This window comes from Terasakiella sp., assembly GCF_048267425.1.
Taxonomy (GTDB): domain Bacteria; phylum Pseudomonadota; class Alphaproteobacteria; order Rhodospirillales; family Terasakiellaceae; genus Terasakiella.
In genome coordinates this window covers 18,590-41,766 of sequence record NZ_JBLWXN010000002.1, presented here as the reverse complement: position 1 = coordinate 41,766, position 23,177 = coordinate 18,590, and the positions used below count along the sequence as shown (strand labels likewise).

Here is a 23,177-nt window from a genome sequence, read left to right as displayed (position 1 = left end):
ATCCTTTGCCTTTGTTGTAACTGATTGCTTAAATGCTGCAGGGTAAGAGATTGGGAATAGGGTGTGCCATATGAAAAATGTTTTTATCTTTCTTATCAGTCTCTTGGTTAGTGCGCCTGTTTATGCGGAGGCTGTTCATGTTGCTGTGGCTGCAAATTTCAGTGTGCCGTTAAAGGAAATTGCAAAGGCCTTTCAGATAGAAACCGGGCATGAAGCGTTGGTCAGTGTCGGATCAACAGGAAAGCTTTATACCCAAATCGCCAATGGGGCACCATTTGATGTGTTTTTGGCCGCAGATCAAAAACGTCCCCGTCTGGCAGAAGAAAATGGATTGGCCGTAGTGGGCAGCCGTTTCACCTATGCAATGGGGAAGCTGGCTCTTTATCCGGCCTCTTCACCCGATGTTTTAACGCAAGGTGATCTGGTGCGTCTTGCTGTTGCAAACCCCAAAACAGCGCCTTATGGGCAAGCGGCGGTGGAAACATTGCAAAGCTTAAAGCTTTTTTCTTTAGTTAAAGACAAGCTGGTTTATGGTGAAAATATCGCGCAGACCTATCAATTTGTTGCCACGCAGAATGTTGATGTCGGGTTCGTCGCGCTGTCGCAGGTGGTGGATAAGCCGGATAAATGGATTGTTCCGGCGCATTATTATCAGCCGATTGCACAGGATTGTGTTTTGGTGAAAGATAGCCCTGCAGCGCGTGCCTTTGTTGATTTTCTGAAAGGCGAAACCGCGCGCGCCATAACAACACGATATGGATATGGGGGATGATTGAACCGATCCTTCTGACCCTGAAACTGGCTGGGTTAACCACCTTGATCCTGATGATTTTGGGGACGCCGCTTGCATGGTGGCTGGCACGGTCACAAGCATGGTGGAAGGAAGCCATCGGAGCCATTGTTGCCTTGCCGTTGGTTTTGCCGCCGACGGTTTTGGGGTTTTATCTGTTGATTGCACTGGGTCCGAACAGCCCGTTGGGGCAATTGGCGATATCCATTTTCGGTCATAGCTTACCTTTTAGTTTTACCGGATTGGTAATCGGTTCCGTTATTTATTCGCTGCCCTTTGTTGTTCAGCCTGTGCGCAACGCGTTTGAGGCAATGGGCCATAAACCGTTGGAGGCTGCGGCGACTTTGCGGGCTTCTCCCTTGGACAGTTTTTTCAATGTGGCCTTACCTTTGGCGCGTCCCGGTTTGTTGACGGGGGCGGTTTTGGGTTTTGCCCATACGGTCGGGGAATTTGGCGTTGTTTTGATGATTGGTGGCAATATTCCCGGTAAAACCAAGGTCTTGTCCATTGCGATTTATGACCATGTGGAAAGTCTGGAATGGACGCAGGCCCATATTTTATCTGCCGGGATGCTGGTGTTTAGCTTTTGCGTGATCCTGATTATGATGGTCAGCGAGAAACGTATGAGAAAGGGGCGGTAGATGAGCAATATTTCCGTTCGTTTTTCCGGCAAGCTGGATGAATTTGATCTGGATGTCGCCTTCGATATTCCGGGGCAAGGGGTAACAGCACTGTTTGGGCAGTCCGGGTGTGGGAAAACCACGATTTTGCGCTGCCTTGCGGGCCTTGAACGTGTTGAAAACGGCTATTTATGCATAGGAAATCATATTTGGCAGGATGAGCGCACATTTGTACCTGCCCATAAACGTGCGGTTGGCTACGTCTTTCAAGATGCGAACCTGTTTGATCATTTGTCGGTAAAAGGCAATTTGCAGTTTGCCCTGAAACGCCGCAACAAAGGCACCGGGGCGAATTTTGATGATGTGGTGAATTTGCTGGGCTTATCCGGTTTGCTGGATCGGCACCCTGACAATCTTTCCGGCGGGGAGCGTCAGCGCGTTGCGATTGCGCGCGCCTTGCTGAGTGCCCCGGAAATTTTGTTGATGGATGAACCGTTAAGCGCGCTGGATCGTTTCAGTAAAGACGAGATTATCCCTTATTTGGAAAAGCTCAGTGATGTTCTATCCATACCTGTTGTGTTTATCACCCATGATACGGACGAGGTCGAACGCCTTGCCGATCATATGGTTTTGATGGAAAAAGGACGCATTCGGGCCAATGGTCCTTTGTTGGATGTCTTATCTGATCCAACCTTGTTTATTGCCAAAAGTGCCAAAACGGCAAGCGTTCTGGAAGGTTGTATATCCGCCTTTGACCAAGAGGATCAACTGAGCACACTAGATATGGGTGGGGCGGATTTATTTGTGCCCGGTCATGTCGGTCAGGTCGGCGATGTGCGTCGCCTGCGTATTGCTGCCACCGATGTCAGTCTGGCGGTGGACAAACCGTCTCAAACAACAATCCTGAATGTGTTGGAAGCCCGGATTAATGACATCCATGTGATTGACGGGGCACGGGTTAATATCGTGTTGTCGATTGGGGATCGAAGTCAAGGTCGCTTGATTGCCCGTATCACCATGCGGTCCTTAAAATTGTTTGATTTTCAGGTCGGGCAATCTGTTTATGCGCAGGTTAAAGGGGTGTCGATGGTTGAACGGCGAAAAGGGAAACGGTGATGAAAATTGGATGTGTTGTGTTGGCCGGTGGATTGGCACGCCGCATGGGCGGTGGTGACAAAGGTTTGCGGGAAGTCCAAGGAAAACCGATGATTAAACGCGTGCTGGAAACGGTCGCACCCCAAGTGGATCATCTGGTGATTAACGCCAATGGCGACCCGGCGCGTTTTGCTTCCCTTGGGTGTGAAGTCATTGGCGATAGTATCGAAGGCTTTGTTGGCCCCTTGGCAGGTGTTTTGGCGGGGATGGATGCGTTACAAGGATATGATTATATTTTAAGCGTGCCAACGGATACGCCGTTTCTGCCAGATGATCTGGTGGAAAATTTGAAAAAACCGATTAAAACCGACGGGATGGAAATTGTTATGGCGCGTTCTGGGGGGTATGATCATCCCGTGGTCGCGCTTTGGTCGATGGCCTTAAAAGAAGACCTGCGCCATGCGTTGACTGAGGAAGAAGTGCGCAAGCTTAAAATGTGGGTGTCGCGTTATCGCTACGCCTGTGTGGAATGGGCGTGTGATCCGCAAGACCCGTTCTTTAATGCCAATCGACCGGAAGACCTTATTGGTCTGTAGCGAATTTATTTCACCGCTTTCCTTTGGCGTTTTTCATCTTTTTTCAGATAGCGTTCGAGACGTTGTTGAGAGACATTCTGGCGCATTTCTTCGCGTTCCAGATCGCGCATGACATCTTGAACATAGGCCAAATGCGCCTTGGCGGCTTTGCGGGCTTCGTCTGGATCCCCGGACATGACGGGTTCATAAATCGCCCGGTGTTGTTTGAGTAGAAGATCACGTGCACCACGTCGAGTATAAAGCTGCATCCGGTTATAAAAAACGCCTTCACGCAAGACATTGACCATCGCGCGCATGATGTGCAGCAACACGACGTTATGGGACGCTTCGGCAATGGCAAGGTGGAAGTCCGCATCAATGTCGGCTTCTTCGTGTGGGTCGTCTTCCTGATGGGCGCGTTCCATTGCCTCAAAACAGTTTTTCAAGATTGCACGATCGGCATCGGTGGAGCGTAGCGCTGCAAAATAGGCCGCATTCCCTTCAATGATGGATCTAAATTCGACAAAATCGCTGGCGGTATCCGGGTGCGTTTGAAACATCTGCATTAAGGGATCCGTCAAAGATGGTCCTAAGAAATTTTTCACAAAGGTGCCGCCGCCTTGTCGGGTTTCTACCAATCCTTGTTTTTCCAATTGACCAATTGCGTTGCGTAGACTCGGTCTGGAAACGGCCATTTGAACGGCAAGATCACGTTCTGCCGGTAAACGGTCACCGGGAATCCATAAACCCTGGAGGATATTATTCTCCAATTGTTTGGCAACAACATCAGCGATTTTTTCTTGTTTTACTTTTTCGTAAGGCATTGATCTTTATTCGCTTTCATCGGGAATGTAGGAAGAACTTAACCACTAGCATAAGCCTTATAGCAGAAAAAAGCACTATACCCAAAACTACTTACGCAAGCTCTAAGTGGTAATTGGTAAAATAAATTTACCTATTTACAAAATTGGTAAAAAAATATAACCAATTAATTAAATCAAGCTTTCGGCCCAGTGGTGCGAAATGCCAATAATAAATAAAAACCAGTCTTTTAAATTGTTCTAATCGGTCATTTCTTTTGACCAAAGCATAACCGTGGGAGGTTATATTTTATGCGTAAGTTTATTTTTGCAACCGCTGCTGCCGCAGCTTTGACATTGAGTGCTGCGACACCTGCATTGGCGGGCAAAGTTCTATTGAAAACGCCGATCGCGTTTGGGACGCATCTGCCGGGTCTGGGGTCCCCGATTGTTCGTGTGGCTGAGGAACTGAACAAGGTTTCCGGCGGCACAATTAAAATGAAAGTCTATGAGCCGGGTAAACTGGTTGCGCCGTTTGAAATTTTGGATGCCGTTGCAACGGGCAAAGTGAATTCCGGTTATGCGACGGCTGGTTACTGGACAGGTAAAATGGCTGCTGCACCGTTGTTCTCAGCCGTCCCGTTTGGTCCTGAAGCCGGTGAATATATGGCGTGGCTGTATTATGGCAACGGTATGAAATTGTATCAGGAAATGTATGATAACGGCGGCTATAATGTAAAAGTTCTGCCGTGCGCGATCATCGCACCTGAAACATCTGGTTGGTTCTCCAAACCGATTGAAAAGCCGGAAGATCTGCAAGGTCTGAAGATGCGTTTCTTCGGTCTGGGTGGCAAAGTGATGCAGAAGTTGGGTGTATCGACATCCTTGTTGCCCGGTGGTGAAATTTTCCCGGCACTTGAGAAAAAAGCCATTGATGCGACAGAATTTTCCATGCCTGCCATTGATAAAAAACTCGGTTTCCACAAACTTGTGAAATACAACTATTTCCCGGGTTGGCACCAACAGGCAACAATTTTTGAATTGCTTGTAAACGGCGATACATGGAAGAAAATGGACGAAACTCAGCAAGCGGCTGTTGAAAACGTCTGTAAGGCTTCTATGGCGCATTCCTTTGCCGAAGGTGAAGCTCTTCAGTTTGAAGCCATGAAGGAAAACGTTGAGAAAAACGGCGTCCAAATCATGCGTTGGAATGACACCATGCTGACAACATTCAAGAAAACATGGGATGACGTTGCGACTGAAGAGTCTGCAAACGATGCTGGTTTCAAGAAAGTTTATGACGATCTAAGCACCTTCCGTGCGGGCTACGCGATCTGGAAAGAGAACGCGTTCTTGCCTCGTAAGTAAGATACACCTCCCTAACGTATCGAGCTTATTGACTGGGGGCGCGTGGACTTAACCCGTACATCGCGCCCCCTTTTTTTTAAAGAATTTCGCCCCGATCCGCGTTTTACCCTTATCGCGTTTGATGAAGTCCGGGGCATTAAGTTGGAGGAACCCGTATTATGGGCACGCCGAGTGATCTTCCCCCGCATCCTCATGTCGCCGAGAAGGTAGACGAGATCAAGATGCACGAGGACGCAAAACACGTTCTCATCCCCGATCTAATCGATAAATTTGTCCGTGGCGTCGGTCATGCCGTATGCGGTGTGAATGCCTTGTTGATTGCCGCCATTATTGGCAATGTGGCTTTGCGTTACGGGTTTTCCAATGGTCAAATCTGGCTGGAAGAACTGCAATGGCATCTTTACGCCATTGGCGTGATGATGGGCTTGTCCTACGCACAGGTTAACGATAGCCACATTCGGGTGGATATTTTGCATGCCCGCTTTTCTGACCGGACCAAGCGTATTATCGAAATTATTGGTATTTTGTTATTTGTCCTGCCCTTTATCTGGGTGATCTTCTCTCATTCCCTTGATTTTGTCGCCGACTCTTTCCGTACCGGGGAACGGTCTGATGCACCGCTTGGTTTGCCTTACCGTTGGGCGATCAAGGCGGTTATTCCGCTGTCGTTCGGGCTTCTCGGCCTCTCCATTTTCTCGCGCTTGTTCCGCGATGCCTATTTGATCGTGAAAGGACGCTAAGATGTTGGAAAATGAAATCATGGTCGCGGCGATGTTCGCTACCTTTATTGTCTTTTTGTTTACCGGTATTCCGGTTGCCTATGTTTTGGGTGGTGTCGGAGTTCTGTTTGCCGGTGTCGGTTATTTGGCCGATATGTATTTTGACACCATGACCGGGCTGGATTTTCTAACACTTGGTCTTGTCGTCAACCGTGTCTTTAAGGTTATGGACAACTGGGTTCTTGTCGCGCTTCCCATGTTTATCTTTATGGGATTGATGCTGGATGAGTCCGGGATTGCCGAACGTTTGATGAAATCCATGCAGGAACTATTTGGCAAGGTACGCGGTGGTTTGGCAATTACGGTAACCTGTATCGGGATTATTCTAGCGGCCTCCACCGGGATTATCGGGGCATCCGTTGTGTTGTTGGGTCTGTTGTCCCTGCAACCGATGTTGCAGCAAGGCTATAACAAACAATTGGCGGTCGGTACGGTTGCCGCTTCTGGTTGTTTGGGCATTTTGATCCCGCCCAGCATTATGCTGGTGATTATGGCGGACCAACTGGCCCTGTCTGTGGGTGATCTGTTTATGGGTGCAGTGTTTCCCGGACTGTTGCTTGGTGCGCTCTATATTATCTACATTCTGATTTATGGCTTGATCAATCCGAAGGCAACGCCCTTGTCCGAAGATCGTCGCGAACTGGAATGGCACGTCATCTGGGATGTCGCCAAGGCGGTCATGCCCGCGATCTTCTTGATTTTTGCGGTGCTTGGATCGATCTTTGCCGGGATGGCAACCCCGACCGAAGCCTCCGGCGTCGGGGCGTTGGGTGCAACCTTGTTGGCGGCCTTTTATCGCAACCTAAACTTCAAGGTTTTCTTCGAAGTTCTTAAGGCAACATTCAATACCACGGCTTACATCTTTGCTATTTTTCTGGGCGCAACTTGCTTTGCCTTGGTTCTGCGGGAATTGGGCGGGGATGAAATTATCGAAAGTTTGCTGACAGGACTGCCGTTTGGCCCTTATGGGATTATTCTGGTGATCCTTGGTTTTGTCTTCTTATTGGGCTTCATTCTGGACTGGATCGAAATTACCTTGATTATGTTGCCGTTGCTGGCCCCGGTTGTATCTGCCTTGGGGTTGGGTGTTCCGGGCTTTGGTGTGATCGATAATCCTGATCTGGTCTGGTTCGTTATGTTGGTGGCAATGACCTTGCAAACCAGCTTTTTGACCCCGCCTGTCGGATTTGCCCTGTTCTACCTGAAAGGGGTCTGCCCGCCGGAAATTAAGTTGATGGATATTTATAAAGGCGTTGTGCCTTTCATCATCCTGCAACTGATCGGTCTGACGATTGTTGCCCTGTGGCCTAATATTGTCACCTGGTTACCATCGGTGGCATATAATTAAGGAGTGTGTCGCATGAGCCGTACACCTATTGAAAAGCCAAAAAGCGTCTATTTCTTTGGCACCTGTCTTGTGGATTTATTCTATCCAGAGGCCGGTGTCGCCGGGATCGAATTGATCAAGCGCGAAGGGGTAGAGGTTATCTTCCCTCAAGCACAAAGCTGTTGCGGGCAACCGGCCTTTAATTCCGGTCAACGTGACAAGGCACGCGACGTGGCACGTGCTCAGCTTGATCTATTCAGCAAGGATATCCCTGTTGTTTTACCTTCCGGGTCTTGTGCGGGGATGATGTTTAAACATTACCCTGAACTGTTCGAAGGGGACGTGGATTATAATAAAGCGTGTGCTTTGGCAAACCGGGTGTATGAGCTCAGCGACTTTCTTCTGAATGTTTTGAAAATCAAACTGACAGACAAAGGGGAACCGATGCGGGTGACATGGCATGGATCATGTCATTCCCAACGCGAAATGGGGGTGCGTTCCCAGCCCAAAGACCTGATTAATCAGCTTGAAAATGTTGAACTGGTGGAGCTGAAACGCGAAACGGAATGTTGTGGGTTCGGGGGCACTTTTGCCGTTCGCCAACCTGAAATTTCCGCGGCGATGGTATCGGATAAAGCCGATGATGTTGAAGCCACGCAGGCGCAAAAACTTGTGTCTGGTGATTGTGGATGCATGATGAATATCACCGGGCATCTTGATTATCGAAAATCGGATGTTAAAGGGCTGCATTTGGCTGAATTCCTGTGGGAGCGTACAAATGACCCTCGTTAACGGCAAAGATTTTAAAGGTCGTGTTCACAAAGCCTTAAAAGATGACGAGCTGCGCGCCAACTTCCGCCGGGCAATGGATGGGTTGATGGGGAAACGCGCCATGCAGTTTACGGATGGGGATGAATGGACACGTTTGCGCAATCTGGGGGAAAGTATCAAAAAACGTGCCCTGTCCAAATTGCCGGAATTGCTGGAACGTCTGGAAGAAAATTGTACAAAAAACGGAATTAAAGTTCATTGGGCGCGTACGGTTGACGAGGCCAATTCGATCATTTTGGAAATCCTGAAATCCCATGACGTGAAAACCGTGGTCAAGGGCAAGTCGATGGTGTCAGAGGAAATGGAGTTGAACCATTTTCTTGGCGATCATGGCATTCGGGCGCTTGAGGCCGATTTGGGGGAATATATTGTGCAGATGGCAGGACAAATGCCGTCTCATATCGTCATGCCCGCCATTCATATGAACAAAGGGCAAATCGCCAAACTGTTTCAGGATCATTTGCCCGATACTCCCTACAGCGAAGATGCTGCTGAATTAACAGCGATTGCGCGCAAAGAACTCCGTCGTGAATTTATGGAGGCAGGCGCAGGCCTGTCCGGCGTAAATTTTGCGGTGGCCGAGACCGGAACGCTTTGTCTTGTTGAAAACGAAGGCAACGGGCGGATGGTGACGACAGTTCCCCCTGTCCATATCGCCGTCACCGGGATCGAGAAAGTGGTGGAAAACTTAAGTGATGTCCCCGCACTCTTAAGCCTGTTGACCCGATCAGCGACGGGTCAACCCATCACGACTTATTTCAATATGATCTCTAACCCGCGCAAGGAAGGGGAAAAAGACGGCCCGAAAGAGGTTCATCTTGTCTTGCTGGATAACGGACGATCAAAAGTATATCGCGATCAGGAAACGCGCGATACCTTGCAGTGCATTCGATGCGGGGCCTGTATGAACCATTGTCCGGTCTATACCCGTATTGGCGGTCATGCCTATGGCGGGGTCTATCCCGGCCCGATCGGCAAAATCCTGACACCACAGTTGGAAGGGCTGGATGAATATCCGGAACATGCCGGTGCTTCCACCCTGTGTAATGCCTGTGTGGAAGTCTGCCCTGTTAAAATTCCGATTGCCAAGATGCTGGTCCGTCTGCGTGATGAAAATTCAGGGAACTGTCCGCATGGGGAGCATCCCTTAAAAGGACGCGGCACCAAGTCATCCATCCTTGAAAATGCAGGGTGGTCAGGATGGGCCGCCATGAATGCCAGCCCGGCAACTTATAAGGTTGCAACCACGGCCATGAGCAGAATCGGTAACTTGTTACCGCAGTCTGCCCCGATGTTGAAAGAATGGACAAGCATGCGGGTGAAGCCGAAATTTGCCAAAAAAACACTGCATCAGATGGCAAAAGAAATGGGTTTGAAAGATGAATAAGATTGCAAAACAGGAAATTCTAGACAATTTGCGCAATGTATCTCCTTCAAAAGGTGATTTTGTCACCGATAATTCAGTTGTTTACGAAAAAAAATGGACGCAGGAACAAAAAATTGAGCGTTTCTGCCAAGTCACCTCGGCAGTAAATACCCAGATTAAACAAACGACATTGCAAAATGCACAACGTGATTTAATCGATATGTTGACAGCGAAAGGGGTGCGTCACCTTATGCAAGGGTCACCTTCACCGATTGCGAAAGAAATAACGGACAATTGGACGGCGACGGATACGGGAGTGAAACTGCGCAGCTTTGATCAAAAAATCGAAGCCTGCAAAGAAGAGTTATTCAGCGTGGATGCAAGCCTGACCACAACCGTGGGCGCGATTGCAGAAACGGGAAGCCTTATTTTATGGCCAACGCGCGAAGAACCGCGTCTGTTGTCGCTTGTTCCCCCTATTCATGTCGCTCTTGTTTATGAAGACCGTTTTTTCAATACGTTTCTGGAGGCGATTGAACAGGAACAATGGACAACCCACATGCCAACTAATGCATTGCTCATCTCCGGCCCCAGTAAGACTTCGGATATCGAACAGGAACTTTGTTACGGTGTTCACGGTCCCAAAGAACTGGTCGTGATGATTATCAGAAATAACTAACCAGCATAAAAATAACGTGGGTTTCCTTTAAGCAAATTAAAGTAAGGCAAATTTAATTATGATCACACGTCCGAACAAAATTCGTCGTCTCTTGGCAGCCAACCGTGGTGAAATTGCCATTCGTATTTGTCGCGCGGCAAGCGAGCTGGGGATTGAAACCGTTGCCATTTATTCAAACGAAGACCGTTTTGCATTGCACCGTTTTAAGGCCGATGAATCTTATTTGATCGGTGAAGGCAAAGGCCCGGTAGAGGCTTATCTCGATATTGAAACCATTATTCGGGTTGCCAAGGATGCCAATGTGGATGCGGTCCACCCCGGATATGGTTTTTTGTCGGAGAACCCAGCCTTCGCAAGACGATGTGAAGAAGAAGGCATTATCTTTATCGGCCCGCGTCCCGAGGTGATGGAAGGATTGGGCAACAAGGTATCGGCACGCGAATTGGCGGTTCGTGCCGGTGCACCGGTGGTGCCGGCCACCAATGCCTTACCTGATGATGCGGATGTGATTAAGGCCGAAGCCGCAAAAGTCGGCTATCCCATGATTACCAAGGCATCGTGGGGCGGCGGTGGTCGCGGGATGCGTGAAATTGAAACCGAAGCTGATCTGTTGCGCGAAGTTGATGCGGCAAAACGTGAGGCCAAAGCCGCCTTTGGCAATGATGAACTTTATCTGGAAAAACTGGTTCGTCGTGCCCGCCACGTCGAAGTTCAAATTATGGGCGATACGCATGGTAATGTGGTCCATTTGTTTGAACGTGATTGTTCGGTTCAACGGCGCAATCAAAAAGTGGTGGAACGCGCCCCGGCCCCTTATTTGACAGAGGCAAAACGCGCAGAACTTTGTGAAGCCGCCTTAAAAATTGCGCGTACCGCAAACTATAGCTGCGCGGGTACGGTTGAGTTTTTGATGGATGTGGACACAGAAGAATTTTACTTTATCGAGGTAAACCCCCGTGTTCAGGTCGAACATACGGTCACCGAAGTGGTCACCGGAATTGATATCGTTCAGGCACAAATTCGGATTTGTGAAGGGGCCATGATCGGGCGCGATGATAGCGGTGTACCCAATCAAGAGGACATTTTCCTGAACGGTCATGCCATTCAATGCCGGGTAACAACCGAAGATCCTGATAATAATTTTATTCCGGATTACGGGAAAATTCTGGCCTATCGCGGAGCAACCGGATTTGGCATCCGTCTGGATGGTGGAACGGCCTTTAGTGGTGCGCTGGTGACGCGTTATTATGATAGCTTGCTGGAAAAAGTCACTGCGTGGGGTAAAAGCCCGAACGAAGCGGTTGCGCGTATGGACCGGGCATTACGTGAATTTCGTATTCGTGGGGTGGCAACCAACCTTGTCTTCCTTGAAAATGTGCTTTCCCATGAAAAGTTCCTCAGCGGGGCTTATACCACCAAGTTTATCGATACAACCCCAGAACTGTTTGCCATGCCCAAGCGTCAGGACCGGGCCAGCAAACTGTTGAAGTTTATGGGCGAGGTCATGGTCAACGGTAATCCAGAGGTCGCAGGACGCAAAAAACCAAACCATATTCATCACCCATTGGCCCCGAACCTTGCGGTGCCAATCGGGGGCGGTTTAAAACAAAAATTGGCAAAGGACGGGGCGAAGGCAGTTGCCGACTGGATGCTGGCTCAAGACCGTCTGTTGTTAACCGATACCACCATGCGCGATGCCCATCAGTCTTTGCTGGCAACCCGTGTGCGCACCGATGATCTGGTGAAAATTGCCCCAACCTATGCGGCGCGTTTACCGGAACTGTTTTCGGTTGAATGCTGGGGCGGGGCGACATTTGATGTGGCGATGCGGTTTTTAAAAGAATGTCCGTGGGACCGTCTGGAACGTTTATCCGCAGCAATGCCAAACCATTTGACCCAAATGTTGCTACGGGCTTCAAACGGGGTGGGCTATACCAACTATCCCGATAATGCGGTGAAATATCTGGTGGACCGGGCGGCTGCGGCCGGGATGGATGTCTTCCGCGTGTTTGACAGCCTGAATTGGGTTGAAAATATGCGTGTGGCGATGGATGCCGTTTTGGATACGGGCAAAATCTGCGAAGCTGCGGTTTGTTATACGGGTGATATTCTGGACCCGAACCGATCCAAATATGATTTGAAATATTATGTCAGTATGGCGAAGGAACTGGAAAAATCCGGTGCGCATGTTCTTGGTTTGAAAGACATGGCGGGCTTATTGAAGCCGGCTGCTGCGACGGCTTTGGTTAAGGCACTGAAAGACGAAATTTCTATTCCGATCCACTTCCATACCCATGATACAAGCGGAATTGCCGCAGCCTCGATCCTTGCGGCAAGTGAGGCCGGTGTCGATGCGGTGGATGGGGCGCTGGATGCCATGAGTGGTTTGACTTCACAAGCAAACCTCGGTTCCATTGTGGCGGCCTTGCGCAACACCCCGCGCGACACCGGACTGGATCAAATTGCCTTGCGCAAAGTGTCTGATTATTGGGAACAGGTGCGTGCCAACTATGTCGGCTTTGAAAGCGATATCCGGTGTGGAACCAGCGATGTCTATAATCACGAAATGCCCGGCGGCCAATATACCAACTTGCGCCAACAAGCCCGTAGTCTGGGCATTGAAGATCGTTGGAGCGAGGTTTCGGATGCCTATGCCGATGTCAACCAGATGTTTGGTGATATCGTCAAGGTGACACCGTCTTCCAAGGTGGTTGGTGATATGGCCTTGATGATGATTACATCGGGCTTAAATCGCGATGATGTGGAAAACCCGGAAAAAGAAATCGCCTTTCCTGAATCGGTTGTTTCGTTCTTCCGTGGGGAGTTGGGGCAACCGACAGGGGGCTTCCCGAAAGATTTGCAAAAGAAAGTCCTGAAAGGGGAGACACCGATTACAGTGCGCCCCGGTTCTGTTATGGACCCGTTGGATTTGGACGGTGAACGTAAAAAGGCTGATGAACTGGCAGGCCGTGCGGTTACGGACAATGAATTGGCTTCGTATATTATGTATCCGCAGGTCTTTCGTGATTATGCCGCGCATTTAAAAGAATACGGCAATGTCAGTGTTTTACCGACAGGTGCGTTCTTTTATGGCATGACACCGGGGGAAGAGATCAAGGTGGATATGGAAAAGGGAAAAACCCTGTTTATCCGGTTCCGTGCCTTGTCCGATGCCGATGATGAAGGCAAACGCACAGTCTTTTTCGAACTGAACGGTCAACCGCGTAACGTTAAAATTTCCGATAAGTCACAGGCCCCGAAAAAGGCCGCAGCCCCGAAGGCAGAAGAAGGCAACGAAGATCATATCGGTGCGCCGATGCCGGGGCTTGTTGTCTCGGTTGCCGTGAAGGAAGGCGACGAAGTGGAACGCGGTGATGTTTTATTATCGATTGAAGCCATGAAGATGGAAACTTCCGTTTTGGCGGAAAAGTCGGGTACAGTAAAACGTGTGGTCGTGACGCCGGGAACCCAAGTGGATACCAAAGACCTGTTGGTTGAAGTCGGTTAACAGAACAAGAAAGACAAACATATGCTGCAGTCTCCTTACCGTGATCTTCATGCAAGTTTGAAACAAACATTTCCTGCAAGCCAATTGATAACGGACCCGTTGCGTACATTGGCCTATGGTACGGATGCGAGCTTTTACCGCCTTGTCCCGAAAATTGTGGTTGTGGTGGAAAGTGAAGATCAGGTACAGGAGTTGCTGGCACAATGTAAGGCCTTTAACACACCGGTGACGTTTCGCGCCGCCGGGACCAGCCTGTCGGGTCAAGCAGTCAGTGACAGTGTTCTGGGGCTGTTGGGGGACAATTGGGACGGGTTTAAATTATCCGATGATCAAAGTCGCGTCAGCCTGCAACCCGGTGTGATCGGGGGACAGGCCAATGCCAAGCTGGCCCCGTTTGGTAAAAAAATCGGCCCAGATCCCGCCTCGATCAATGCGGCGAAGATCGGGGGGATTGCGGCGAACAATGCGTCTGGCATGTGTTGCGGAACGGCGCAGAACAGCTATCGGACCTTGTCTTCCATGCGGGTGATTTTGCATGATGGGACTTTATTGGATACGGGGGATCAAACCTCGGTCAATCTGTTTCGCCAAAGTCATAGTGCTCTGTTGAATGGATTGCGCGAACTGCACCATGATGTGCAGGCTGACCCGGTGTTGGCAGAACGTATTACCAAGAAATTCAAAATTAAAAATACAACGGGTTACAGCCTGAATGCCTTGATCGATTATGACGATCCGATTGATATCTTACAGCATTTGATGATCGGCTCAGAAGGCACCTTGGGCTTTATCGCTGAAATCACTTATGAAACCTGTGTGGAACATGCCTATAAAGCGTCCGCAATGGTTTATTTCGAAACTTGTGAAATTGCCGCGAAGGCCGTTCAACTGTTGAAAGAGGCCCCGGTTGCAGCCGTTGAACTGGTGGATCGTCCGGGCTTGCGATCGGTGCAAGATAAAGAGGGCATGCCCGCTTTCCTAAAAGACTTGCCCGATGATGCCACCGCCTTGTTGATTGAGGTTCGCGGCGAAGATGAAACGGAACTGCAAGACAAGATCGTTCAGGCCACACAATCGTTTGCTCATATTGAAACGGTCCATCCGGTTGAATTTTCCGATGACCCCAATGTGTGTGCGCGTTACTGGGGGATCCGCAAAGGATTGTTCCCCTTGGTCGGGGCGATGCGTGAAACCGGCACCACGGTCATTATTGAAGATGTTGCTTTCCCGATTGAACATCTGGCCGCGGGCGTGGTTGATCTGCATAAATTGTTCAAGCAGTACCATTATGATGAAGCCATTATTTTCGGTCATGCCTTAGAAGGGAATTTGCATTTCGTTTTTACACAGGACTTCAATACACAAAGCGAAGTCGAACGTTACGGTAAATTCATGGATGCAGTCTGTGAAATGGTGGTTCATAAATATGATGGATCCCTAAAGGCCGAACATGGCACCGGGCGCAATATGGCGCCGTTTGTGGAAATGGAATGGGGCGTTGATGCCTTTGCCTTGATGCGCCGGATTAAGAACTTGTTTGACCCGGAAGAACTGCTTAATCCCGGTGTGATTATCAATGACGATCAAGATGTTCATCTTAAAAATTTGAAGCCACTTCCCGCATCGGAAGAAATTGTCGATAAATGTATCGAATGTGGTTTTTGCGAACCAAAATGTCCGTCACGTCATTTAACATTAACCCCGCGCCAACGCATTGTTGGTTGGCGAGAAATTTCCAGACGAGATGCGGCGGGCGAAGACAGTATGGCTTTGCGTGATCTGTATGTTTATCAGGGGATGGATACCTGCGCAGCCTGCGGCTTATGTGCAACGGCCTGTCCGGTTGATATTGAAACCGGTAGTTTGATCAAGATGCTGCGTGGGCGCGAAGCGGGTAAAGGGTCCACCCGACTGGGACAATGGTTTGCCGATCACTATGGTGTTGCGATGAACGCGACGGCAATGGGCTTAAAAGCCGCCGACCTTGCTCACGGGATTTTAGGGTCTAAGGTCATGCAGGGAATGACGGATGGGATGCGTAAAATCAGTGGGGATCGAATGGCGCGCTGGACCCCATCCATGCCAAGTGGCATTTCATTTAAACCGGAACCCTCTGTGGAACAAGACGGTGATGTCGTGATCTATCTGCCCAGTTGTGCATCCCGCACGATGGGACCGGCGCGCAATGATGCTCAAAAAACACCTTTGCCTGTGGTGACGGAACGTTTGTTAAAACGTGCAGGTTTTCAGGTACGTTACCCGGACGGTCTGAATGATCTATGTTGTGGGCAACCCTTTGACAGCAAGGGGTTGACTGATGTGGCAACCGGGAAGTCCAATGAACTGAGCGCGGCGCTATTTAAGGCGTCTGAAGGTGGGAAATATCCGATCGTGTTTGATACATCCCCTTGCAGCTTCCGCATGAAAGGCATGAATGGGGACAGTTTGAACTGTCTGGATATGACCGAATTTATGCACGATCAGGTATTGCCGCGCCTTAATATCCAAAAACAAAATCGCAAAGTCGCCATTCATCCGACTTGTTCAACACAAAAAATGGCACTGGATGTGAAAATGAAGGCGGTTGTCGAGGCATGCGTCAGCGAGGTTGTTATCCCGGAAGGGGTCGGCTGCTGTGGCTGGGCAGGCGACAAGGGGTTTACGACACCGGAATTGAACGCACATGCTTTGCGTAAGCTCAATCGATCTTTGGACGGGATCAGCGAAGGCTATTCGACCAGCCGGACCTGTGAAATCGGCTTGTCTGAAAAAGCAGGTTTTCCTTATCGGTCCATCGTTTATTTGTTGGATGAATGTAGCCGTTAATCATCAAAGATGATGCGCTCAGTTCCGCACAGGGCGATAAATCGTTTGCCTTTGGCGCGACTGATCAGGCTTAAACCCGCCTTTTGGGCCAGTTCCAAGGCCCAATGGGTTGCCCCAGAGCGCGAGATAAGAATAGGAATGCCCATTGAAACAGCCTTTATGACCATCTCGCTGGTCATGCGCCCCGTGGTGTAAATAACATAATCACCCCCGACCATATCGTGTTGGTACATATAGCCCGCGATTTTGTCCAACGCGTTGTGACGTCCCACATCTTCCATGTAAATCAAGGGAGTGGCGTTTTTACACAGAACGCAGGCGTGAATGGATCCGGCCTTTTGATAGAGGCTGGGTGTGGCTTTGATGGTGGCGAGTAAGGCTTCGATATCGCTTGTTTTTAAGTTGGCGTTTTGAGGGAGGTGGACATGATCCAGATTGTCCATGATGTCGCCAAAAACGGTCCCTTGGCCGCAACCGGATGTCAGGATTTTACGTTTCAGTTTTTCTTCATAATCGGTTGTGCGTTCGGTTCGCACAACGACGGTGTCTATTTCTGCATCATATTCGATCATTTCAATGATATCGTCATCATTGATCATATGCTGGTTGACCAGATAACCCAGGCCCAAAAGTTCAGGATAATCACCGACCGTCATCAGGGTGACGATCTCTCGGTTATTGAGGAAAACGCTTAAAGGTCGCTCATTCACTGTAAAAAGATCAATGGCGTTGCCTTGCGCATCGACACCTTCAATTTTTGTGGTCGTCAGGCCGTTTTCCGGGTCTGGTTTGATCAGGTACGGATCGTTCATGAAGATTGCGACTTCCCTTTAAATGCCCTTATTTGATAGGGTGATATTTTGTATTGTGCACTGCATAAGCGTAAAATATTTTCGGTATAAAATATCAAAGCGTCCCATAAGAAATAACAGAAAATCAACAGTTCGCATTGCAATAAATACCAAAGGGTGAAAAAAGGCTTTGACAACTCCTTCTCAAGTCACCTACCGTAATAGGGAAGGTGGGGTTTGGATTCCGCTTTCATACATATTCATTTCTCTTGACATTCCTGTGGGAGAGACAGCGGTAGAAGCTGTCGCCGAAGGAGCAACCGCCCCGGAAACTCTCAGGCAAACGTACTGCAGGAAGATGAGACTCTGGAGAGAGACCGGACATGATCCGGTCCACCGAAGGTCAACCCGATATCAGCCAAGTCTGGGCGGGGACTATCTCAGGTATCAAAGACAGAGGGGGCATCGTTCAATGAAACCGTATTTTGCGGTTTGTTTTGGAGGTGCCTTTGTCGGACCTTATACAACAAAAAAAGACGGATGCGGAAGTTATCGCGGTGCGCACGCCCAAAGGGGCCATGCAGCATCTCAGCGCGATGGACTTGTTTACCATTGGGATCGGTCCATCCAGTTCCCATACGGTCGGCCCCATGCGGGCAGGTTTTCGATTTTGTACGGAATTGAAAAACCGTGGTCTGATTGAAAAAATCAGCCGCGTTAAAATCGACCTCTTTGGCTCCCTCGCCCTTACCGGAAAAGGACACGGCACCGATACGGCCGTGTTGCTAGGTTTGTCAGGCGAACGTCCGCGCAGTGTTGATCCTGATCGTGTGCCTGATATTGTTTCAGCTATTCGTGATGGGAAAACGATGATGCTGGGGGGCAGCCAGTCTATTTCATTTGATGAAGAAAACGATCTGCTTTTTCATTTCAATGTTTTCAAACCTGAACACCCCAATGCGATGGAAATCAAGGCATGGGATGAAACGGGAAAGGAACTTTACACACAGGTGTTCTTTTCTGTCGGGGGCGGATTTGTGCTTGATCGTGATGAATTTGAACACGCCGGTGAGAAAATCGTGGGACCGGACATTCCTTACCCGTTTTCCTCGGCCAAAGAATTGTTGGAGCACGGACAAAAACATAATCTGAGCATTGCCGAGGTTATGCTTGCCAATGAAGTTGCCGCCCACGGGGAAGAGGCCATCAAAACGTTTTTAAAACGTGTACGCGATGCGATGATGGCTTGTATTGATCGAGGGTGCCAGACACAAGGAATTTTGCCCGGTGGCCTGGATGTTAAACGCCGCGCCTATAAACTTCATCAGGAATTATCAACACGTCCCGAAGCCGGGATGAAAGACCCGCTTACCGTTTTGGACTGGGTCAATTTATTTGCCTTGGCGGTGAATGAAGAAAATGCCGCCGGCGGGCGTGTTGTGACGGCCCCGACCAATGGGGCAGCCGGTGTAATCCCTGCGGTACTGGCGTATTACGAACGTTTCTGTCCCAGTGCCTGTGAAAAAGGCAGTCTGGATTTTCTCCTCACCGCAGCGGCGATTGGTTCGATTTATAAAAAACGGGCGTCGATCTCGGCCGCCGAAGTCGGCTGTCAGGGCGAAGTCGGTGTGGCTTGTTCGATGGCGGCGGGTGCCTTGTGTGCGGTGTTGGGTGGCACGAACGAACAAGTGGAAAATGCCGCCGAAATCGGTATGGAACACAATCTCGGCCTGACGTGCGACCCCATTGGCGGGCTGGTTCAGGTGCCCTGTATTGAACGCAACACAATGGGGGCGACCAAGGCGATCAACGCTTCACGCCTCGCGCTGCGCGGAGATGGATCGCACATGGTGTCGCTGGACAAAGTGATTGAGACCATGCGCCAGACGGGCATGGATATGCAAAGCAAATATAAAGAGACCTCCCAAGGCGGTTTAGCCGTCAATTTGGTTGAGTGCTAAAGATTTAACAGGATTTTTAAAAATGACGAACACAACTGAAAACTTCTTCCATCAAGACCTCGCCGAGACAGACCCTGCCTTGATGAGCGGCATTCAAAACGAGATGAAACGTCAAGCCGAAGGGATTGAACTGATTGCTTCTGAAAACATTGTGTCCAAGGCGGTGTTGCAGGCGCAAGGCTCGGTTCTGACCAACAAATATGCCGAAGGATATGCGGGACGGCGTTATTACGGTGGCTGCGAATTTATGGATGTCGCGGAAACGCTGGCAATTGAACGGGCAAAAGACCTGTTTAACGTTGGCTTCGTCAATGTGCAGCCCCATTCCGGTGCACAAGCCAACGGGGCCGTGTTGTTGGCATTGTTACAACCCGGTGATACGATCTTGGGCATGTCATTGGATGCGGGTGGGCATTTAACACATGGCGCACGTCCGACCTTGTCGGGGAAATGGTTTAATGCCGCGCAATATGGCGTGGATCGGGAAACCTCTCAAATTGATTATGAGGCGTTGGAAGCTCAAGCCATTGAATGCCAGCCCAAACTGATTATTGCAGGCGGGTCGGCTTATCCACGCTTTATTGATTTTGCCCGTTTTCGTGACATTGCCGACAAGGTCGGGGCTTACCTGATGGTGGATATGGCCCATATTGCCGGACTGGTCGCGGGTGGTGTACATCCATCCCCGATTGAACATGCCCATGTGGTGACAACAACAACGCATAAAACCCTGCGTGGTCCGCGCGGCGGCATGATTTTGACCAACGACGAAGCCTTGGCAAAGAAATTTAATTCGGCTGTTTTTCCGGGGATGCAGGGCGGACCATTGATGCATGTGATCGCTGCCAAGGCTGCTGCTTTTGGTGAAGCCTTGCAACCGAGTTTCAAAGAATATGCCCAAAATGTTGTGGATAATGCCAAGGCATTGGCGGCTGTGTTGATGGAACGCGGGGTCGATATCGTGTCTGGCGGGACTGATACCCATCTGATGTTGGTTGACCTGCGCCCCAAAAATGTAACGGGCAAAGTGGTTGATGCGGCACTGGAACGCGCGGGTATCACCTGTAACAAAAACGGTATTCCGTTTGATCCTCAACCGCCTGCGATTTCATCTGGTATTCGATTGGGGACACCGGCGGGCACGACACGCGGGTTCGGGATCGAGGAATTTACAAAAATCGGTCATCTAATTTGCGATGTCATTGACGGCATTGCTGAACATGGTGAAGACAATAACGCAGAAGTCGAAGCGGCTGTACGTGAACAAGTTGTCGATCTTTGCCGCCGTTTTCCGTTGTATTAAGGCAGGATGCAAACCATGACGACAATGTATGATATTGTAATTATTGGCGGCGGTCCTGGCGGTTATGTCGCAGCTATTCGCGCAGCCCAACTGGGCATGAAGGTTGTTTGTGTCGAAGGTCGCGGGACATTGGGGGGAACCTGCTTGAATGTGGGGTGTATTCCGTCCAAGGCGTTGCTGACATCCTCTGAAAAATATGCGGATGCTGTCAAACATATGGCCGCGCATGGCATTAAAATCGATGGTGTCTCCGTTGATCTGGACGCCATGATGGCGCGTAAAGATAAAACCGTTGGTGATTTAACCAAGGGGATTGAGTTTCTGTTTAAAAAGAACGGTGTTGATTACATTCAAGGCTGGGGCCGTATTATAGAGGCTGGACGGGTTCGTGTGACAACAACCGATGGTGAACAGGAACTCAACTGTAAGAACATCATTATTGCCACCGGGTCTGAACCAAGCAGCCTGCCCGGTATTGAAATTGATGAAGAACGTATTGTTTCCTCCACCGGGGCGTTGGCCTTAAAAGACGTGCCTGCGAAAATGGTGGTTATCGGTGCCGGTGTGATCGGTTTGGAACTCGGTCAGGTTTGGGCGCGACTGGGGGCTGAGGTCAAGGTTGTGGAATATCTGGACCGCATCCTGCCGGGTATGGACAGCGAAATTGCCAAAACCGCCCAGCGGGCGTTGGGTAAAAGTGGCCTGAAATTTACCTTGGGGCGCAAGGTTCTAGGTATTGATAAGGGCGATACATCCCTGACAGTTCGTATGGAACGTCTTGCCAAGCAAACCGAAGAAGAACTGGAGGCCGATATCGTTCTGGTCGCGGCTGGTCGTCGCCCCTTCATTGATGGTTTGGGGTTGGATGATCTGTCGGTGCAACGCGATGCGCGTGGTTTTATCGCGGTGGATGATCATTTTCAGACCAGCCAGCCCGGTATCTTTGCCATTGGGGACTGTATCCCCGGCCCCATGCTGGCACACAAAGCCGAGGAAGATGGTGTTGCCTGTGTTGAAATGATTGCCCATCAAAACGCTCATGTGGATTACGCTAAAATTCCGGCTGTTGTTTATACCGCGCCTGAAATCGCCGGTGTTGGCAAAACAGAAGATGACTTGATTGAAGCCGGTATCGCCTATGACAAAGGAACGTTTGCCTTTCGCGCCAATTCCCGCGCACGGGCAACGGGCGAGGTTGATGGCATGGTCAAAGTCTTGGCTGATCCCCATTGTGGCAAAATTTTCGGGGCACACATTGTTGGCCCCCATGCCGGGGATTTGATTGCTGAACTGGTGCTTGCCATGACGGTGAATGCCACGGTGCGCGATGTTATTCGAACCTGTCATGCCCATCCCGCCCTTGGGGAAGCGATCAAGGAAGCCTGCCTCGACGTTTTGGACCGTGCGGTTCATGCCTAAACAGATTTTAAAACAAGGAAGAAATACTCCATGTCTGCATCTAACGTAAAAAAGACCCCCCTTTATGACCTACATGTGGAACTCGGTGCCAAGATGGTCGAGTTTGCCGGATGGTCCATGCCGATCAATTATCCGATGGGGATTATGGGCGAACATCATCATTGCCGAACCAAAGCGGCCTTGTTTGATGTGTCCCATATGGCACAAGTCATCGTGCGCGGCGAAAATCGGGCCAAAGCGTTTGAGACACTGGTTCCCAGCAACATTGATGGTTTGCCGGCAGGTAAAGCGCGTTATACCTTCTTCACCAATGAAGAGGGTGGCATCATGGATGATCTGATTGTTTCCAATGCGGGCGATTATTTATTCGTGGTGGTCAATGCGGCGATGCGTGACCAAGATATTCCGCATATGAAAAATAATCTGACGGGATGTGACGTCATTGAAATTACGGATCATGCCTTGCTTGCCATTCAAGGGCCTGCGGCTGAAAGTGTCGTTGCCAAACATGCACCCGCAGCGGCTGATCTGAAATTCATGGAAACGATGGAAGTCGAATTTCTCGGGACAACATGCCGTATTTCCCGTCTGGGCTATACGGGCGAAGATGGATATGAAATTTCCATCCCGCAAGATGAGGCCACCCGGATTGCAAAAACGTTGCTGGAAGATGAAAACCTTGCTCCGGTTGGTTTGGGCGCACGGGATTCTCTGCGTTTGGAAGCCGGGCTTTGTCTGTACGGCAACGATATTGATGCCACCACATCCCCTGTTGAAGCACAATTGAACTGGGCGATGCAGAAACGTCGTCGCGAAGGAGGCGGCTTCCCCGGTGCAGATCGTATTTTGAAAGAACTGGCAGACGGTGCCACCCGTAAACTGGTGGGCATTCAACCGTTGGGTCGTGCGCCGGCCCGTCATGGTGTCGAGGTCGTTTCTATGGATGGAACGTCAATCGGGCAGATCACCAGTGGTGGGTTTGGTCCGACCTTTGAAGGCCCGGTGGCGCTTGGCTATGTCGCATCAGAATTTGCCGCCCCTGATACCGAAGTTCAACTTTCTGTTCGCGGCAAGCTTTTGCCTGCAAAAATCGTTAAAACCCCATTTGTTCAACAGAACTACAAACGCTAAGTAAAAGG

At 49.9% G+C, this 23,177-nt stretch carries 18 protein-coding genes and 1 riboswitch; of the genes, 16 read left to right on the top strand and 2 right to left on the bottom strand.

Annotated elements, in window-relative coordinates; all coding sequences use genetic code 11:
- Nucleotides 1-70 precede the first annotated feature (70 nt).
- From modA to mobA, 4 genes are read left to right on the top strand one after another with little or no spacing between them, the layout of a single operon-like run.
- Nucleotides 71-772 (top strand): molybdate ABC transporter substrate-binding protein, encoded by a 702-nt coding sequence (gene modA / locus ACN0VA_RS03350; protein WP_417819776.1) that lies wholly within the window; start codon nt 71-73, stop codon nt 770-772.
- Nucleotides 769-1,431, top strand: a complete 663-nt coding sequence (modB, locus tag ACN0VA_RS03345; RefSeq protein ID WP_417819775.1) for a molybdate ABC transporter permease subunit — start codon at nt 769-771, stop codon at nt 1,429-1,431. The genes modA and modB overlap by 4 nt, the downstream gene beginning before the upstream one ends.
- Nucleotides 1,432-2,526 carry a molybdenum ABC transporter ATP-binding protein gene (modC, locus tag ACN0VA_RS03340; protein ID WP_417819774.1) on the top strand — a complete coding sequence of 365 codons (1,095 nt, stop codon included), beginning with the start codon at nt 1,432-1,434 and terminating at the stop codon, nt 2,524-2,526. It begins immediately after the preceding gene.
- Entirely contained in the window at nt 2,526-3,101 is a 576-nt protein-coding gene (gene mobA, locus ACN0VA_RS03335) for a molybdenum cofactor guanylyltransferase MobA (protein ID WP_417819773.1), read from the top strand. The genes modC and mobA overlap by 1 nt, the downstream gene beginning before the upstream one ends.
- Before the next feature lie 5 nt (nt 3,102-3,106).
- Here the strand turns inward: mobA and ACN0VA_RS03330 are convergent, their stop codons facing one another.
- Nucleotides 3,107-3,904, bottom strand: coding sequence for an FCD domain-containing protein (locus tag ACN0VA_RS03330; protein WP_188661226.1), 798 nt, complete (start codon nt 3,902-3,904; stop codon nt 3,107-3,109).
- 288 nt (nt 3,905-4,192) lie between these two features.
- Between ACN0VA_RS03330 and ACN0VA_RS03325 the strand changes: the two genes are divergently transcribed.
- From ACN0VA_RS03325 to ACN0VA_RS03290, 8 genes are all read left to right on the top strand, one after another.
- Nucleotides 4,193-5,248, top strand: a complete 1,056-nt coding sequence (locus ACN0VA_RS03325) for a TRAP transporter substrate-binding protein (RefSeq protein WP_417819772.1) — start codon at nt 4,193-4,195, stop codon at nt 5,246-5,248.
- Nucleotides 5,249-5,406: 158 nt separating this feature from the next.
- Entirely contained in the window at nt 5,407-5,988 is a 582-nt protein-coding gene (locus tag ACN0VA_RS03320; RefSeq protein ID WP_417819771.1) for a TRAP transporter small permease subunit, read from the top strand.
- 1 nt (nt 5,989) lies between these two features.
- Nucleotides 5,990-7,375: a TRAP transporter large permease gene (locus ACN0VA_RS03315; protein ID WP_417819770.1), complete on the top strand. Its 1,386-nt coding sequence runs from the start codon at nt 5,990-5,992 to the stop codon at nt 7,373-7,375.
- 12 nt (nt 7,376-7,387) lie between these two features.
- Entirely contained in the window at nt 7,388-8,146 is a 759-nt protein-coding gene (locus ACN0VA_RS03310; protein WP_417819769.1) for a (Fe-S)-binding protein, read from the top strand.
- Complete coding sequence (locus tag ACN0VA_RS03305) at nt 8,133-9,572, top strand: LutB/LldF family L-lactate oxidation iron-sulfur protein (protein WP_417819768.1); 1,440 nt, start codon at nt 8,133-8,135, stop codon at nt 9,570-9,572. Before ACN0VA_RS03310 ends, ACN0VA_RS03305 begins: the two co-directional genes overlap by 14 nt.
- On the top strand, nt 9,565-10,230 hold the full coding sequence (locus ACN0VA_RS03300; protein WP_417819767.1) for a LutC/YkgG family protein: 666 nt from the start codon (nt 9,565-9,567) through the stop codon (nt 10,228-10,230). Before ACN0VA_RS03305 ends, ACN0VA_RS03300 begins: the two co-directional genes overlap by 8 nt.
- A 58-nt stretch (nt 10,231-10,288) precedes the next feature.
- The gene (locus ACN0VA_RS03295) at nt 10,289-13,738 is read left to right on the top strand and encodes a pyruvate carboxylase (RefSeq protein ID WP_417819766.1); all 3,450 of its coding nucleotides are present in this window, start codon (nt 10,289-10,291) and stop codon (nt 13,736-13,738) included.
- 21 nt (nt 13,739-13,759) lie between these two features.
- Nucleotides 13,760-16,564 carry an FAD-binding and (Fe-S)-binding domain-containing protein gene (locus ACN0VA_RS03290; RefSeq protein ID WP_417819765.1) on the top strand — a complete coding sequence of 935 codons (2,805 nt, stop codon included), beginning with the start codon at nt 13,760-13,762 and terminating at the stop codon, nt 16,562-16,564.
- Here ACN0VA_RS03290 and fdhD read toward each other — a convergent pair.
- Nucleotides 16,561-17,376 carry a formate dehydrogenase accessory sulfurtransferase FdhD gene (fdhD, locus tag ACN0VA_RS03285; RefSeq protein ID WP_417819764.1) on the bottom strand — a complete coding sequence of 272 codons (816 nt, stop codon included), beginning with the start codon at nt 17,374-17,376 and terminating at the stop codon, nt 16,561-16,563. The genes ACN0VA_RS03290 and fdhD overlap by 4 nt on opposite strands.
- 250 nt (nt 17,377-17,626) lie before the next feature.
- Nucleotides 17,627-17,716: riboswitch (glycine riboswitch) on the top strand.
- Nucleotides 17,717-17,933: 217 nt separating this feature from the next.
- Between fdhD and ACN0VA_RS03280 the strand changes: the two genes are divergently transcribed.
- From ACN0VA_RS03280 to gcvT, 4 genes are read left to right on the top strand one after another with little or no spacing between them, the layout of a single operon-like run.
- Nucleotides 17,934-19,316, top strand: a complete 1,383-nt coding sequence (locus ACN0VA_RS03280) for an L-serine ammonia-lyase (RefSeq protein WP_417820307.1) — start codon at nt 17,934-17,936, stop codon at nt 19,314-19,316.
- Between the two features lie 22 nt (nt 19,317-19,338).
- The gene (glyA, locus tag ACN0VA_RS03275; protein ID WP_417819763.1) at nt 19,339-20,619 is read left to right on the top strand and encodes a serine hydroxymethyltransferase; all 1,281 of its coding nucleotides are present in this window, start codon (nt 19,339-19,341) and stop codon (nt 20,617-20,619) included.
- A 15-nt stretch (nt 20,620-20,634) separates the two neighbouring features.
- A complete protein-coding gene (lpdA, locus tag ACN0VA_RS03270) occupies nt 20,635-22,038 on the top strand; it encodes a dihydrolipoyl dehydrogenase (RefSeq protein WP_417819762.1) in 1,404 nt (467 codons plus the stop codon).
- Nucleotides 22,039-22,068: 30 nt separating this feature from the next.
- Nucleotides 22,069-23,169 (top strand): glycine cleavage system aminomethyltransferase GcvT, encoded by a 1,101-nt coding sequence (gene gcvT / locus ACN0VA_RS03265; protein ID WP_417819761.1) that lies wholly within the window; start codon nt 22,069-22,071, stop codon nt 23,167-23,169.
- Nucleotides 23,170-23,177: the final 8 nt, after the last annotated feature.

Coding starts and splice junctions, on each gene's coding strand:
- modA (WP_417819776.1), top strand. CDS start 71: ATGAAAAATGTTTTTATCTTTCTTATCAGTCTCTTGGTTAGTGCGCCT.
- modB (WP_417819775.1), top strand. CDS start 769: ATGATTGAACCGATCCTTCTGACCCTGAAACTGGCTGGGTTAACCACC.
- modC (WP_417819774.1), top strand. CDS start 1,432: ATGAGCAATATTTCCGTTCGTTTTTCCGGCAAGCTGGATGAATTTGAT.
- mobA (WP_417819773.1), top strand. CDS start 2,526: ATGAAAATTGGATGTGTTGTGTTGGCCGGTGGATTGGCACGCCGCATG.
- ACN0VA_RS03330 (WP_188661226.1), bottom strand. CDS start 3,904: ATGCCTTACGAAAAAGTAAAACAAGAAAAAATCGCTGATGTTGTTGCC.
- ACN0VA_RS03325 (WP_417819772.1), top strand. CDS start 4,193: ATGCGTAAGTTTATTTTTGCAACCGCTGCTGCCGCAGCTTTGACATTG.
- ACN0VA_RS03320 (WP_417819771.1), top strand. CDS start 5,407: ATGGGCACGCCGAGTGATCTTCCCCCGCATCCTCATGTCGCCGAGAAG.
- ACN0VA_RS03315 (WP_417819770.1), top strand. CDS start 5,990: ATGTTGGAAAATGAAATCATGGTCGCGGCGATGTTCGCTACCTTTATT.
- ACN0VA_RS03310 (WP_417819769.1), top strand. CDS start 7,388: ATGAGCCGTACACCTATTGAAAAGCCAAAAAGCGTCTATTTCTTTGGC.
- ACN0VA_RS03305 (WP_417819768.1), top strand. CDS start 8,133: ATGACCCTCGTTAACGGCAAAGATTTTAAAGGTCGTGTTCACAAAGCC.
- ACN0VA_RS03300 (WP_417819767.1), top strand. CDS start 9,565: ATGAATAAGATTGCAAAACAGGAAATTCTAGACAATTTGCGCAATGTA.
- ACN0VA_RS03295 (WP_417819766.1), top strand. CDS start 10,289: ATGATCACACGTCCGAACAAAATTCGTCGTCTCTTGGCAGCCAACCGT.
- ACN0VA_RS03290 (WP_417819765.1), top strand. CDS start 13,760: ATGCTGCAGTCTCCTTACCGTGATCTTCATGCAAGTTTGAAACAAACA.
- fdhD (WP_417819764.1), bottom strand. CDS start 17,376: ATGAACGATCCGTACCTGATCAAACCAGACCCGGAAAACGGCCTGACG.
- ACN0VA_RS03280 (WP_417820307.1), top strand. CDS start 17,934: ATGCAGCATCTCAGCGCGATGGACTTGTTTACCATTGGGATCGGTCCA.
- glyA (WP_417819763.1), top strand. CDS start 19,339: ATGACGAACACAACTGAAAACTTCTTCCATCAAGACCTCGCCGAGACA.
- lpdA (WP_417819762.1), top strand. CDS start 20,635: ATGACGACAATGTATGATATTGTAATTATTGGCGGCGGTCCTGGCGGT.
- gcvT (WP_417819761.1), top strand. CDS start 22,069: ATGTCTGCATCTAACGTAAAAAAGACCCCCCTTTATGACCTACATGTG.